Below are 13,688 nucleotides of genomic sequence, written 5' to 3' on the forward strand. Positions count from 1 at the left end.
TTCGCGCCGACCAACAGGCCAAACGTCGAGCCCCCCATGGGAGGCGAGATGCTCCATCCACCACGGCGGGCCACAAGCCCGCCGGTTTTTTATTCGGGAGTGCAAACAAGCATGAACTCAAACTGGACGATGAAAACCCTGGCCGGCGCCGTGCTGCTGGCCTCTGCCGGCCTGGCCGCCGCGGCCAACGTGCCCGCCGGCGTGAAGCTGCATGAGACCCAGGAACTGGTACGCAACAACGGCTCCGAGCCTGAAACCCTGGACGCCGCGCTGGCGACCGGCGTTCCGGCCAACAACGTGATCCGCGACATGTTCGAAGGTCTGTGCGCCGCGGACAACAACGGCAAGATCGTGCCCGGCGTGGCGGAAAGCTGGAAGCAGGTCGACCCGCAGACCTGGGTCTTCAAGCTGCGCAAGAACGCCAAGTGGTCCAACGGCGACGCTGTGACCGCCGAAGACTTCATCTACAGCATGCGCCGTTTCGTCGACCCGGCGACCGCCTCGAAATACGCCTCCACCTATGGCGTCTTCCTGCTCAATGCGAAAGAGATCATCGAAGGCAAGAAGCCCGTCACCGAACTGGGTGTCAAGGCCGTCGACCCCTACACCCTGGAAATCAAGACGCCTTTCCCGGTCAACTTCCTGCCCGAGGTCGTCTCCAACCCCCAGCTCGCGCCCCTGCACAAGGCCACCATCGAAAAATTCGGCAAGGACTGGACCCGGCCCGCCAACATGGTGAACAACGGCGCCTTTTCGCTCAAGGACTGGCAGGTCAACAGCAAGATCATCCTGGCCAAGAACCCCGCCTACTGGGATGCAAAGAACGTCCAGCTCACCAAGATCACCTACCTCTCGGTCGAGGACGGCAATGCCGACGTCAAGCTCTATGAGTCGGGTGAGAACGACTGGGTCTACCAGCTCCCGCCCGGCACCTACGACAAGTACAAGGCGCAGTACCCCAAGGAGATCCGCAACACCGACATGCTGGGCCTGCGCTACTACTCGCTGAACAATGCGGACCCGGCCCTCAAGGACATCCGCGTGCGCAAGGCGCTGTCCATGGCGCTGGACCGCGACATCCTGGCGCAGCGCGTCACGGCCGACGGGCAGACCCCGGCCTACGGCGTGATCGTCAAGGGAACCTCGGGCGCCGACGTGACCGCCTACGACTGGGCCAAGTGGCCCGCCGACAAACGTATTGCCGAAGCCAAGAAGCTGCTCAAGGAAGCCGCGTTACCGCCAGGCACCAAGCTCAAGTTCTCCTACAACACCAGCGATTACCACAAGAAGATGGCCATCTTCGCGGCCTCCGAGTGGAAGACCAAGCTGGGCCTGGACGTTGAACTCGAGGCCATGGAGTTCAAGGTGCTGATCAAGAAACGCACCGACAAGGACTACCAGATCGCCCGCAACGGCTGGATCGCCGACTACAACGATGCCACCACCTGGCTCACGCTGGTGCAGTGCGATTCCGACCAGAACTACCACAACAGCTGCAACCGCAAGGCCTCCGCGCTGATCGACGAAGGCAACCAGTCCATGGACCCGGCCAAGCGCAAGGTCCTGCTGACCCAGGCGGCGAAGATGATCATGGAGGACTATCCCATCATCCCGCTGCTGCAGTACACCGTGCCGCGCCTGGTCAAGCCCTATGTGGGCGGCTATTCGACCAACAACGCGTTGGACCGCTACCGCGGCAAGGACCTGTACATCGTCAAGCATTGATGGTCGGCCGGGCAGGCGCCGCCGCGCGCCTGCCTGTCCCTGACCTGCTTTTCACCGCTTTCCAGGATCTTTCTGACGCCATGCCGGCCGTTCAGGGCCAAGCTGTATCCGGTCCACGCCTTCATGCGCTCATGCATTCACACTAGCCCGGAGATATCCTCATGTGGTCATACGCCTTCAGGCGCGCCCTGGCGACCCTCCCGACCTTGCTGGCCGTGGTCACCGTCTGCTACCTCCTGCTGCACGGCACGCCCGGCGGCCCTTTCGACGACGAGCGCAAGGTATCCGCGGCGGTGCTGGCCAACCTGCAGGCCAAGTACCACCTCGACCTGCCGCTGTGGCAGCAGTACCTGTACTACCTCAACAGTTTGTTGCACGGCGACCTGGGCGCCTCCTTCCGCTACGCCGACTGGTCGGTCAACGAGCTGGTGGCCAAGGCGCTGCCGGTTTCAGCGGCGATAGGTGGGGGCGCCATCATCATCTCCCTGTTTGTCGGCGTTTTCCTCGGCACCATGGCCGCCTTGCGGCAGAACAGCGCCATCGACTACCTTGTCATGCTGCTCGGCAACGCGGGCCACGTGTTCCCGTCCTTTGTGATCGGTCCGGTGCTGATCCTGGTGTTCGCGGTCTGGCTCAAGATCGCGCCGGCCGGCGGTTGGGACGACTTTTCGCCGCGCTTCATGGTGCTCCCCATGCTGCTGCTGATTTTTATCAATGTGGCCACCATAGGGCGCGTCATGCGCGGCAGCCTGATCGAGGTGCTGCACAGCAACTTCATACGCACCGCGCGCGCCAAGGGCCTGCCCACGCGCACCGTCATCCTGCGCCACGCCCTCAAGCCCGCGCTGCTGCCGGTGGTGTCCGTCATGGGCCCACTGGCGATCTCCTCGATCACCTCGGCCATCGTGACCGAGTCGGTGTTCTCGCTGCCGGGCATCGGCAAGCTGATCGTCAACGGCGCCGCCAACCGCGACTACACCCTGGTGCTGGGCCTGGTGGTGCTGGTGACCGTGATCGCCGTGACGCTCAACCTGCTGGTCGACCTGGCTTACGCCTTGCTTGACCCGAAGATCCGGTACTGAAGCGCAACGCCATGCTGTTCAGGACCAAAAACAAACAAGACCGGCTGGCCGCGGCGTTGGGCAACACGCTGGCAGTGGCGCCGGCCGACATCGCGGGGCGCAGCCCCTGGACCGATGCCCGCGTGCGTTTTCTGCGCAACAAGGCGGCGGTGTTCAGCCTGGGACTGCTGGCCTTCATCACGCTGTGTTGCATCGCCGGCCCCTGGCTGCTGCCGCATGCCTTCGATGCCGCCGACTGGGACGCCATGAGCTTGCCGCCTACGCTCAAGAACGCGCATTTTTTCGGCACCGACGAGTCGGGCCGAGACCTGCTGGTGCGCAGCCTGGTCGGCGGACGCGTGTCGCTGCTGGTGGGTTTCCTGGCCACCTTGTCGGCCGTTACGCTGGGCATCGTTTGGGGCGCGACGGCGGGCTTTATAGGCGGCAAGGTGGATGCCTTCATGATGCGCGTGGTCGACATGATGTACGCCGTTCCCTATTTGCTGATCGCCATCCTGATGGTGACCATTTTGGGGCGGGCCTTCTACCTGGTGGTGATCACCATCACGGTGTTCTCCTGGATGGACATGGCGCGCGTGGTGCGCGGCCAGACCCTGTCGCTGCGCTCGCGCGAGTTCATCGAGGCGGCGAGGGCGCTGGGCGTGCCGACGCGGCGCATCATCTTCCAGCACATCGTTCCCAACCTGCTGGGCATCGTGGTGATTTACACCACGGTCACCGTGCCGACCGTGATCCTGGTCGAGTCGGTGCTGTCCTTTCTGGGGCTGGGCATTCAGGAGCCCATGACAAGCTGGGGCGTGCTGATCCACGATGGTGCATCCGTCATGGAGGTTTCGTCCTGGATGCTGCTGTTTCCGGCCGGCCTGCTGTCGCTGACCCTGTACTGCTTCAACTACATCGGGGACGGCCTGCGCGATGCGCTGGACCCCAAGGAACGCTGACCCGCACCATGAGCCTGATCGAAGTCAAGAATCTCGGCGTCCAGTTCCAGACCCAGGACGGGCTGGTCTACGCCGTTAACGGCATCAACTTTTCGCTGGACCGGGGCCAGACCCTGGGCATCGTCGGTGAAAGCGGCTCCGGCAAAAGCCAGAGCGTTCTGGCCATGATGGGCCTGCTGGCCAGCAACGGCCGGGCCACCGGCCAGGCCCTGTACCAGGGACAGGATTTGCTGGCCATGAAGCCGGCCGATCTCAACAGGATACGCGGCAACCGCGTGGCCATGATCTTCCAGGACCCCATGACTTCGCTCAATCCCTACCTCACGGTGGAGCGGCAGATGACCGAGGTGCTGCAGTTCCACAAGGGCCTGGACCGCAAGGCGGCGCGCGCCCGTTCGGTGCAACTGCTTGATGCCGTCAAGATCCCCGAAGCCGCGCGCCGCATCACCATGTACCCGCATGAGTTTTCGGGCGGCATGCGCCAGCGCGTGATGATCGCCATGGCTTTGCTGTGCGAGCCCGAGGTGCTGATCGCCGACGAGCCCACGACCGCGCTGGACGTCACGGTGCAGGCGCAGATCATCGCCTTGCTGCGCGAGCTGCAGCGCGATTTCGGCACCGCCATCATCATGATCACGCATGATCTGGGCGTGGTGGCGGGCCTGTGCGACGAGGTGATGGTGCTCTACGGCGGGCGCGTGATGGAGCAGGGCAGCGCCGACAGCATTTTTTACCGCGCCTCGCATCCCTATACCGTGGGCCTGCTGGGCGCCATACCGCGCCTGGACGCGGAGGGCGAAACGCTGGTCGCCATCCCCGGCGCGCCGCCGAATATGGCGAAGCTGCCCAAAGGCTGCCCGTTCAGCGAGCGCTGCACCTTGTCCAGTGAGCAGTGCATCGAGATCTTGCCCGCGCTGTTGCCGGCCGAACACGATGCGGCCGTGCTCAGGGCCTGCCACCGGTCTGTCCAGGCTGTGTCGGAGCTCGCGGCGAAGGAGGCCAGCCATGCGTGAGGCCGCCCCACCCATTCTGTCGGTGCGCGACCTCCAGGTGCACTTCAGGATCAAGGCGGGCGGCGCCTGGCCCTGGTCGCCGGCCCGTATCCTCAAGGCCGTGGACGGCATTTCCTTCGACATCCATGCCGGCGAAACCCTGGGCGTGGTGGGCGAGTCGGGCTGCGGCAAATCGACGCTGGCACGCGCGGTGCTGAACCTGATCCCGGCCACCGCCGGCAGTATTGCCTGGATGGGCCGGGAGATGACAACGGCCTCCAGCGACACCTGGCAGGCGGCCAGGGCGGACATCCAGATGATCTTCCAGGACCCCCTGGCCTCGCTGGACCCGCGCATGACCATCGCGCAAATCATTGCCGAGCCGCTGCGCACACACCGCCCGGCCATGGCCGAGGTAGAGGTGATGCAGCGCGTCAAGGCCATGATGGGCCGCGTCGGCCTGATGCCGCAGCAGATCAACCGCTACCCGCACGAGTTCTCCGGCGGCCAGTGCCAGCGAATAGGCATTGCGCGCGCCCTGATCCTGGAGCCCAAGCTCATCATCTGCGACGAGCCGGTGTCGGCGCTGGACGTGTCCATCCAGGCGCAGATCATCAACCTGCTCAAGGAGCTGCAAAAGTCCATGGGCCTGGCGCTGATCTTCATCGCGCACGACCTGGCCGTCGTCAAACACATCAGCGACCGCATCCTGGTGATGTACCTCGGACATGAAATGGAAGTGGCGCACAAAAAAGCGTTGTACGCGGCGCCGCGCCATCCCTACACCCAGGCCCTGCTGTCGGCCATCCCGATTCCCGACCCGGCGCTGGAGCGCAAAAAGGTGATCCAGTTGCTGCAGGGCGACCTGCCTTCGCCCATGTCGCCGCCTTCGGGTTGTGTGTTCCGCACGCGCTGCCCGCTGGCGATTGCGCGCTGCGCCGAGGAAGTGCCGGCGCTACGCCGCCTGAGCGATCAGACGGATGCGGCCTGCCTGCTGGCCTGAAGACTTTTCACCGGAAGACGCACAGGTAGACCGCGAAGATAGCGACCAGCCACAAGGTCTCGATCAGCATCAGCGCCATGGGCCGCCAGCCCAGCTTGACCAGTTCCTCAAAGGAGGTCTTGATGCCCAGCGCCGCGATGGCGACCACCAGGCAGACGCGCGAGACCTGGCCCAGTGCCTCGTTGAGCCGCGGCGTGACCACGCCCAGGCTGTTGGCCAGCACCAGCGCCATGAAGCCGACCAGGAAGAAGGGCAGCAGCGGCGTGCGCGGGCCGGCTTCGCCGATGCTGCTGCGCCTGCGCCAATACCAGGCCAGCACGGCGACCACGGGCACCAGCAGCGTGACGCGAAACAGCTTGACGATCACCGCGACGTCGCCGGTCTCATGCGACATCATCAGGCCCGCGCCCACGACCTGCGCCACGTCATGGATGGTGCCGCCCAGGAAGATGCCGGCACCGCTGTCGTCCAGCCGCAAAATCCTGGCCAGCAGCGGGTAGACGACCATGGCCAGCGTCGACAGGCCTGTGACGCCGACCACCGTCAACAGCGTGTGGCGCTCGTTGTCCGGCGTTTTGGGCATGACGGCCGCCACGGCCAGGGCCGCCGATGCGCCGCAGATGGACACCGCTGCGCCGCACAGCAGGCCGAAGTCTGTGCCCAGGCCCAGGCGCCGCGCCAGCCAGGCGCCCAGCGCGATGGCGCTGGCAACGGCGATCACCGCGGTGGCCAGCGGCCCCATGCCCAACTGCCCGATTTGCGCCAGCGTGATGCGCGCGCCCAGCAGCGCCACACCTATGCGCAGGAGCGTCCTGGCGCAGAACTCTATGCCGGGCCGGCAGCGCGCATCCTGGTAAAGGAAGTGAAAAGCCAGGCCGAACAGCAGCGCGTACAGCAGTTGCGGGCCGCCGTAGTGCTCGGAAAGAAAGGTCGCGCCCAGCATGATGAGCAGCGGCAAAGCCAGGCCCGGCCACAGGCTGCGGGTGTGAAGAAGCCAGGAACGCGCAGCGCTGGGCATGGTCGTGCAAACCTCGTGGAAAAGAAACGAAGGGAAGAGGCGCCTCGAAGGCGCGAGACACGGAACAGGGGGCTCAAGGCCCCCGGGTTCAGGCTTGCAGCGCGGCAAAGCCCTGCTGCAAATCGGCCAGCAGGTCGGCCGGGTCTTCGAGCCCGATGTGCAGCCGGATGATCTGGCCGCGGCCCGACCAGTCGGTCACGCTGCGGGCGTTGCGCAGGTTGGCCAGCGTGACCAGGCTTTCATAGCCGCCCCAAGAGGCACCCAGGCCGAATAGCCGCAGGCCGTCGATCAGGCGCTCGGCGGCGGCCTGGTCGAAGCCCTGCTGCAGTTCGAAAGACAGCAGGCCGTTGGTGCCTTTGCAGTCGCGTTGCCAGATGGCATGGCCCGGGTGGCTTGGCAAGGCCGGGCAGAACACGGTCGCCACTTCACTGCGCGCCTGCAGCCAGGCCGCCACCTTCAGCGCGCCGCTTTCATGCACGGCCAGGCGGGCGGCCATGCTGCGCGTGCCGCGCAGCACCAGGAAGGCGTCGTCGGGGCTCACCGTCATGCCGAAGGCGTCGCTGCGCTCGTTGAGCGCCTGCCATGCGGCTTGCGTGGTGGCGACGGTGCCCATCATCACGTCGGAATGGCCCGACAGGTATTTGGTCGCGGCCATGACCGACACGTCGGCACCCAGCGCCAGCGGGCGGTACTGGTAGCCGGATCCCCAGGTGTTGTCGGCCACCAGCAGCGCCCCCCGCGCATGGGCGATGGCGGCCAGGCGCGGCAGGTCGCACATCTCATAGACCAGCGAGCCCGGGCATTCGGTGTACACCATGCGGGTGTCCGGTTCGATTTTTTCCTCCACGTCGCTGCCGTCGGCCGCAAAAAAAGTGCAGCGGATGTTGTAGGGCGTGAGGAAGGACTCGACCAGCTTGCGCGCCGGCTCATAGACGCCGTCCGACATCAGCACATGGTCGCCGGGCTTGAGGTAGGCCAGCAGCGTCATCGCGATGGCAGCCAGGCCCGTGGGGAAGAGCCGCGTGCGGTAGGCGCCCTCAAGCTCGCTGACCATGTCTTCCAGCGCGTAATTCGTCGGGTTGCCGCGGGCCCCGTAGGTGAACACGCGTTCTTCGCCGCGCCGCTGGCGCATCTCGCGCTGGTGCACCGTGCTGTCGAAGAGCACGGTGCTGGCGCGCACCACCGGCGGGTTGACCGGCCGCCCGCCCTCATAGGCCGGCTGCTTGCCGGCGTGGACCAGGCGGGTCAGGGAGGAAGGGCTGGGCAAGTTGGCCGGCGGCGATTTTTTGTTCATGTCGGGGCAGCTTTGGTGAACGGGGGATCAGTCTAGCTTGGCGCCCGAGAGTTTGACGACGCGCGACCAGCGGGCGATGTCCGCCTTGAGCTGCGTGGCGAAGGCCGCCGAGGTGTTGCCGACCACTTCACTGCCGCCGTCGGTGATCAGCTTGCTGACTTCCGGCGTCTTCAGGGCGCGCACGATGCTGTCGTGCAGGTAGGCCACGCGTTCGGGAGGCGTGCCGGCCGGTGCGAAGAAACCGTACCAGTCTTCAAAGGTGGTGTTCTTGTAGCCCAGCTCTTCCAGCGTGGGCACCTTGGTGAACACGCCGATGCGGCGCGGGCTGGTGACGGCCAGGGCGCGCATCTTGCCGTTCTGGATGAAGCTGGACACCGAGGCGGTGGAGGTGATGAGCACGTCCACCTGGCCGCCCAGCAGGTCGGTGATGGCGGGCGCCGCGCCCTTGTAGGGCACGTGGGTCATGCCGATGCCGCTGTCCTTTTCCAGGACCACGCCGACCAGGTGCGAGAGCGTGCCGTTGCCGGGCGTGGCGTAGGTGACGCGCCCGCCGGGGGCCTTGGTTTGCGCGGCCAGGTCGGCAAAGCTTTTCAGGGGTGAATTGCTGGGCACCACCAGCACCAGCGGCGCGGCGTTGATCTGGGTGATGGGCAGGAAGTTCTTCAGCGGATCGAAGCCCGGCGAGGCGTACAGCGTCGGGTTGACGGCCATCAGCGAGACCTGGCCCGTGAGCACGGTGTAGCCGTCGGGCTTGGCGTCGGCCACGGCCTTGGCGCCTATGTTGCCGCCGGCGCCGCCGCGGTTGTCGACGATGGCGCTCTGGCCGGTGATGTCGGACAGGCGGGTGGTCACAAAACGCGTGGTAGCGTCATTGCCGCCGCCGGCCGGGAAGGGAGAGACGAATTTGATGGCCTGGTTGGGGAAGCCGCCGACTTGGGGCATTGGCTGCGCGGACGTGGCGCCGTGCACGGCGAGCAGGGCGCAGCAAAGTGAGGCGGCGGTGAATTTCAGCTGGGCAAGCATGAGGGCTCCTGAATGGATGGAAGCAAGAATGAAAAAAGAAGGACGAGGGCGCCGGGCCGGCGGCCTCAGGCGTGGGTGTGCGCGGCGGCGGCTTCGGGCAATTGATACGCCTTGAGTTCCTGCGCGTCGAGCTGCCCGATCAGGTTGACTTCCCAGGCCAGGTACTGGCGGGCCGCCTCCTTGTTGCCGTCGTGCCGGTCGTGCACGAAGAACAGATAGTCGATGCAGTCGCTGTCGGCCGGAATGTTTTCAGAGGCCTGCAGCGGCAGGCCGGCGGCGCGCCAGCCGTCCAGGCCGCCTTCGAGCAGGCTGGGCTTCAGGCCCAGCGCCTGCAGGTCCACGGCCGCGCAGGCTGCCACGGCGGGTTCGTCGGCAATCAGCACTACCGGGCGGTGCTCACCGGCCAGGGCCTGCGTCAGGCGCGGCCGTATCGACCAGCGCGTGCCCGCGATGTGTTTTTGGCGGAACTGCATGCTGGGGCGCAGGTCCACGGCGCAGATGCTGCCGTCGGCCAGGCCGTCCATCAGCGCCTGCGCGCTGGTGGCGGGCAGTGCGGGCAAGGCCACGGGCGCCGCGGCGGGCAGGGCCAGGCCGCTGGCCAGGCCCTGGCCCAGCACGCTGGCGTCATGGCCCAGCTGGCGCAGCCAGCTTGCCACCGTCAGCGCACGCATGCCGTCGGTATCGAACAGCACCAGGCGGGCCTTGCGCACGCCCACATACTGGTCGGTGGCCTGGATCAGCTGGCCGCCCGGCGTGTGCTGCGCGCCGGGCAGGCTGCCTTGCGCGAATTCCTCGGGGCTGCGGACGTCGCATAAAAACAGCGTGCGCTGCTTGTCGCCGGCCCAGCCGCGAACCGTCTGTGCGTCGACGACGGGAACGCCGAAGCGCTGCCCCAGGGCCTGGGCCGCAGCGCGCATGTCGGCAGTGCCGGCAGGCTGCGCCGATTCCGGGTAGCGGCGCGTGCCGCCGTGCTCGAGTTTGAGGTCGGCCAGGTACCAGCCCTGGGTGCCGTTTTCGAGTGCCGACACGGGGTTGCGCACACCCAGGTTGATCAGCGTCTGCGCGCCTATGATGCTGCGCGTGCGGCCCGCGCAGTTGATCACGATGTGAGTGCTCTCGCTGGGCACCAGGTCGCGTATGCGCAGGGCCAGTTCGCCGTTGGGGCAACTGATCGCCGTCGGGATGTTCATCTTGCGGAACTCCGAGAACGGCCGTCCGTCCAGCACCACGACGTCGTCCTTGCGTTCGATCATGGCCGCCAGTTCGGTCGCGCTGACCCGGGGCGTGTGGTAGACCTGCTCGGCCAGTTCGCCGAAAGTCTTGGACGGCACGTTGACGCCCGCGAACAGGGCAAAGCCGGCAGCCTGCCAGCCGGCGGTGCCGCCTTGCAGCACCTGCACGTTGCTGTAGCCGATCGCGGCCAGGCGGCGCGCGGCCAGGGGGGCGGCGCTGGCGCCGTCCTCGTCATAGACCACCAGCCGCACGCCTTTGCGCGGCGCCAGGCGCGGCGCATCCAGCTCGAGACGGCTGTAGGGCAGGGTGATGCCGTAGAACAAATGCGACTGGCCGTACTGGCCGTGCTCGCGCACATCGAACAAGGCGATTTCTTCGCCGTCGTGCAGCCAGGCTTTGAGCGTGGCCGCGTCTACAAAACGTGTCATGGGATAAATGCGTGTGGGTTCGGGAGATTCGGAAAATTCAAGGAAAGGGCGTGAAGTACGGGGCGTTCAGCGGCGGGTCTGCACGCCGATGCCCATGGTTTCGTACGTGCCTTTTTCCATGTCGTAGCTGGTGCGCGAGGTCAGGGTCTCGAGCGCGCGGCCGTACATGTGCAGGTGGCGTATCACCTGGCCCGCGGGAATTTCAACCGAGTGGATGTCTTCCGGCAGCAGCGCGATGCCCGTGCCGGGCTCGACCACGACGGAGCTGACTTCCTTGAGCTGCGCTTTGCCCGGCACCGAGCCGTCGTCCTGGCGTTCGTACACGCGGTTCAGTTCCGTGCCTTCCACGGCGCTGATGCAGGCCCAGGTGGTGTGGTTGTGCGGCACGATGCGCTTGCCGGGACGCATCACGTTGAGGTAAAGCGCAAAGCTCTGGTCGGCGTCTTCAGCGATCAGGTAGCGCGCCTGCAGTTCAGGGCTGACGGGGGCATTGAACTCGGCTTCGCTCCACAGATCCCTGCGGTCGGCCAGCTGGTTCAGCACCGCCAGCACCTTGGCCAGGGACTGGCGGTTGGCTTCACCGCTTCCAACAATAAGTTTAATGTTTTGAATGGCGGCGCCAACTACCTGGCTGCGCTCTGCTGTTGCGGTGTTCATGGGCGTTTCCTCGGTGAAATTCCGGTTTGAAGGGCTTAATATAGTCAAGTCATATTTTTCAAACAACTCAGAAATAGAGATAAACGCATTAGCATTCGTAATATGAAGACAGCCCCGAGGAGGGTCCTCGCATGAAAACCCTTGACCTGGAATTGCTGAGGTCCCTGGTCGCCATTGACGAGCAGGACAGCTTTGCCGGCGCGGCGGTCCAACTGGGCAAGACGCAGTCGGCGGTGACGCAGCAGATGCAGCGCCTGGAAGACCAGATCGGCCACCCGCTGTTCGAAAAACAGGGGCGCAGCAAGCGGCTGACGCCGCACGGGCGCAAGCTGCTCGAGTACGCGCGCCACCTGCTGGCCATCAACGACGATGCGCTGCGCAGCCTGCAGCAGGGCAGCCTTGAGGGTGTGCTGCGCATAGGCGCGCCGCACGATGTGGCCGACAACATGCTGCCGACGCTGCTGGCGCAGGTGGCGCGCGTCTCGCCGCTGCTGCAGCTCGACATCCACGTGGGGCGCAGCCCCTTCCTGATGGAGTCGCTCAAGCGCGGCGAGATCGACATGAGCATTTCCAACCGCAACGACCCGGGGCTGGACGGCGTGGTGCTGCGCACCTCGCCCACGGTGTGGCTGTGTTCGGCCAGCTATGTGCATGACCGCTCCAAGCCGGTGCCCCTGATCCTCGTGGAAGGGCCCAGCGTGTTCCACCGGCTGGCGCGCGAGGCGCTGGATGCGGCCGGCATCCCCTGGTCGCCCAACTACACCGCGTCCAGCCTGATCGGCATCAAGGCCGCGCTGCGCGCCGGCCTGGGCGTGACCGCGCGCGGCATAGAAACGGCGGGGCCCGAGCTGCGCGTGCTCGGCGAAAACGACGGCCTGCCGCGGCTGCCCGACCTCGACTATTACCTGTTCATTCGCAGGAACGTCATCAACCCGGTCACACGCAAGGTGTTCGACATGCTCAAGGCCAACCTCGGTTTGATCCGCAGCGCGGCGGACCCTGCGATGCCTGCGGGCAGGGCAGGGTCGATGCCGGGCGACTAGCGCATCGCCGGCGAATTGCCGGTGTTCTACTTTCTACTTACTTGCGCAAGAGCGCCTGCGCAAATCAAGGGTGATCGTGGCTTCGTAACCATGCGGCCGTAACAAATTGTTGGACGCAAGCCACATGAAGAAGCCAAACTTGCGAAGGGATGCGGCACTTGCATTGGCTCGGTGTACCCTTGCCGGACGCGGATGACTCACGGCATGGATCGGAGTTGTCGGGCGTATGAGAACACATGCAAGGAGTGAGAGTTAATGTCTGTTTCAAAATTCCCCATCAAGCGGCGCACGCTGCTTGCTGGTTCCGCGGCCACCCTGGCGCTTGGCGCCGCTCCCGCGTGGGCTGCCTATCCCGACAAGCCCATCAAGATCATCGTTCCCTGGGCTGCCGGTGGCAGCACCGACGCCATCACCCGCGTGCTCGCGCAACGCCTGAGCGACAGCTTGAAGCAGCCCGTGGTCGTGGACAACAAGCCGGGCGGCGCGGGCCACGTCGGCATTGACCAGGCCGCCAAGTCGGCGCCCGATGGCTATACGCTGGCGATTGTCGAACTGTCCCATGTGTACGCACCCGCGGTTGTCGCCAACCTGCCCTATGACATCCTGCGCGACTTCACGCCGGTCACATTGGTGGGCACCTCGCCCATGGTGCTGTTCACCGGCCCTGAAGTCAGCGACTTCAAGAGCTTCCTGAAATCCGTTTCCAATCCCAAGGGTGGGCCGTCTCCCATGGCGAACAGCGGTACGGGCTCTATCAGCCACCTGGTGGGCGAGCTGTTTTCGCAGGAAACCAAGGTCAAGTTCAACATGGTGCCTTACCGCGGTGGCGCGCCGGCCATGGTCGATCTGGCGGCAGGACAGGTGTCCTCTTACTTCGCCACGCTGGCGACCGGCTCCAGCCTGATGGCTTCGGGCAAGGTGAAGGCGCTGGCGGTCACGGGCCGCAAACGCTCCGACGTCCCCATCCTGCGCTCCCTGCCGACGATGACGGAACTCGGCCTGAAAAACATGGACGTCGCCCAGTGGTGGGCGTTGGTGGCCCCGGCGACCACGCCGCTGGAAGTCACCGAGCGGCTTCGCCTGGAGCTGCTGTCCGCGATGTCGGATTTGAAGGTGGTGGAGCGCATGTCGGCGCTGGGCGTGGAAATGAAGGGTACCTCGCGCGACCAGCTGCGTGGCTTCCTGCGCTCGGAGTCCGAGCGCTGGCGAACCCTGGCCCGCAACGTGGGCCTGAAGCCGCAATAAGCGG

12 protein-coding genes are annotated in these 13,688 nt (G+C 65.6%); 7 read left to right on the forward strand and 5 right to left on the reverse strand.

Features of this window, described 5'->3' with window-relative positions:
* Positions 1-111 precede the first annotated feature (111 nt).
* The 5 genes from PMI15_RS15035 (at position 112) to oppF (ending at position 5,743) form a co-directional block, all read left to right on the forward strand.
* On the forward strand, positions 112-1,725 hold the full coding sequence (locus PMI15_RS15035) for a peptide ABC transporter substrate-binding protein (RefSeq protein ID WP_007870618.1): 1,614 nt from the start codon (positions 112-114) through the stop codon (positions 1,723-1,725).
* A 161-nt stretch (positions 1,726-1,886) separates the two neighbouring features.
* Positions 1,887-2,807, forward strand: coding sequence for an oligopeptide ABC transporter permease OppB (oppB, locus tag PMI15_RS15040; protein WP_007870621.1), 921 nt, complete (start codon positions 1,887-1,889; stop codon positions 2,805-2,807).
* An 11-nt stretch (positions 2,808-2,818) separates the two neighbouring features.
* Positions 2,819-3,748, forward strand: a complete 930-nt coding sequence (locus PMI15_RS15045; RefSeq protein WP_007870624.1) for an ABC transporter permease subunit — start codon at positions 2,819-2,821, stop codon at positions 3,746-3,748.
* Between the two features lie 8 nt (positions 3,749-3,756).
* A complete protein-coding gene (locus PMI15_RS15050; protein ID WP_007870627.1) occupies positions 3,757-4,761 on the forward strand; it encodes an oligopeptide/dipeptide ABC transporter ATP-binding protein in 1,005 nt (334 codons plus the stop codon).
* On the forward strand, positions 4,754-5,743 hold the full coding sequence (oppF, locus tag PMI15_RS15055) for a murein tripeptide/oligopeptide ABC transporter ATP binding protein OppF (protein ID WP_007870628.1): 990 nt from the start codon (positions 4,754-4,756) through the stop codon (positions 5,741-5,743). Before PMI15_RS15050 ends, oppF begins: the two co-directional genes overlap by 8 nt.
* Before the next feature lie 7 nt (positions 5,744-5,750).
* Here the strand turns inward: oppF and PMI15_RS15060 are convergent, their stop codons facing one another.
* The 5 genes from PMI15_RS15060 to PMI15_RS15080 form a co-directional block, all read right to left on the reverse strand.
* Positions 5,751-6,761, reverse strand: coding sequence for a YeiH family protein (locus PMI15_RS15060; RefSeq protein WP_007870629.1), 1,011 nt, complete (start codon positions 6,759-6,761; stop codon positions 5,751-5,753).
* Positions 6,762-6,849: 88 nt separating this feature from the next.
* Positions 6,850-8,055 (reverse strand): cystathionine beta-lyase, encoded by a 1,206-nt coding sequence (metC, locus tag PMI15_RS15065; protein ID WP_007870630.1) that lies wholly within the window; start codon positions 8,053-8,055, stop codon positions 6,850-6,852.
* A gap of 27 nt (positions 8,056-8,082) precedes the next feature.
* Positions 8,083-9,078: a tripartite tricarboxylate transporter substrate binding protein gene (locus tag PMI15_RS15070; protein WP_007870631.1), complete on the reverse strand. Its 996-nt coding sequence runs from the start codon at positions 9,076-9,078 to the stop codon at positions 8,083-8,085.
* 65 nt (positions 9,079-9,143) lie between these two features.
* Positions 9,144-10,739 (reverse strand): rhodanese-like domain-containing protein, encoded by a 1,596-nt coding sequence (locus tag PMI15_RS15075; RefSeq protein WP_007870634.1) that lies wholly within the window; start codon positions 10,737-10,739, stop codon positions 9,144-9,146.
* Positions 10,740-10,805: 66 nt separating this feature from the next.
* On the reverse strand, positions 10,806-11,396 hold the full coding sequence (locus tag PMI15_RS15080) for a cysteine dioxygenase family protein (protein ID WP_007870647.1): 591 nt from the start codon (positions 11,394-11,396) through the stop codon (positions 10,806-10,808).
* 131 nt (positions 11,397-11,527) lie between these two features.
* Between PMI15_RS15080 and PMI15_RS15085 the strand changes: the two genes are divergently transcribed.
* Entirely contained in the window at positions 11,528-12,439 is a 912-nt protein-coding gene (locus PMI15_RS15085; protein WP_007870651.1) for a LysR substrate-binding domain-containing protein, read from the forward strand.
* Positions 12,440-12,694: 255 nt separating this feature from the next.
* Complete coding sequence (locus tag PMI15_RS15090) at positions 12,695-13,684, forward strand: tripartite tricarboxylate transporter substrate binding protein (protein ID WP_007870652.1); 990 nt, start codon at positions 12,695-12,697, stop codon at positions 13,682-13,684.
* Positions 13,685-13,688: the final 4 nt, after the last annotated feature.

Origin of the sequence: Polaromonas sp. CF318, from assembly GCF_000282655.1 — a bacterium.
Lineage (GTDB): Bacteria > Pseudomonadota > Gammaproteobacteria > Burkholderiales > Burkholderiaceae_C > Polaromonas.

Bases quoted from the DNA above. Each gene is read 5' to 3' on its own strand.
- PMI15_RS15035 (WP_007870618.1), top strand. From the start codon at position 112: ATGAACTCAAACTGGACGATGAAAACCCTGGCCGGCGCCGTGCTGCTG.
- oppB (WP_007870621.1), top strand. From the start codon at position 1,887: ATGTGGTCATACGCCTTCAGGCGCGCCCTGGCGACCCTCCCGACCTTG.
- PMI15_RS15045 (WP_007870624.1), top strand. From the start codon at position 2,819: ATGCTGTTCAGGACCAAAAACAAACAAGACCGGCTGGCCGCGGCGTTG.
- PMI15_RS15050 (WP_007870627.1), top strand. From the start codon at position 3,757: ATGAGCCTGATCGAAGTCAAGAATCTCGGCGTCCAGTTCCAGACCCAG.
- oppF (WP_007870628.1), top strand. From the start codon at position 4,754: ATGCGTGAGGCCGCCCCACCCATTCTGTCGGTGCGCGACCTCCAGGTG.
- PMI15_RS15060 (WP_007870629.1), bottom strand. From the start codon at position 6,761: ATGCCCAGCGCTGCGCGTTCCTGGCTTCTTCACACCCGCAGCCTGTGG.
- metC (WP_007870630.1), bottom strand. From the start codon at position 8,055: ATGAACAAAAAATCGCCGCCGGCCAACTTGCCCAGCCCTTCCTCCCTG.
- PMI15_RS15070 (WP_007870631.1), bottom strand. From the start codon at position 9,078: ATGCTTGCCCAGCTGAAATTCACCGCCGCCTCACTTTGCTGCGCCCTG.
- PMI15_RS15075 (WP_007870634.1), bottom strand. From the start codon at position 10,739: ATGACACGTTTTGTAGACGCGGCCACGCTCAAAGCCTGGCTGCACGAC.
- PMI15_RS15080 (WP_007870647.1), bottom strand. From the start codon at position 11,396: ATGAACACCGCAACAGCAGAGCGCAGCCAGGTAGTTGGCGCCGCCATT.
- PMI15_RS15085 (WP_007870651.1), top strand. From the start codon at position 11,528: ATGAAAACCCTTGACCTGGAATTGCTGAGGTCCCTGGTCGCCATTGAC.
- PMI15_RS15090 (WP_007870652.1), top strand. From the start codon at position 12,695: ATGTCTGTTTCAAAATTCCCCATCAAGCGGCGCACGCTGCTTGCTGGT.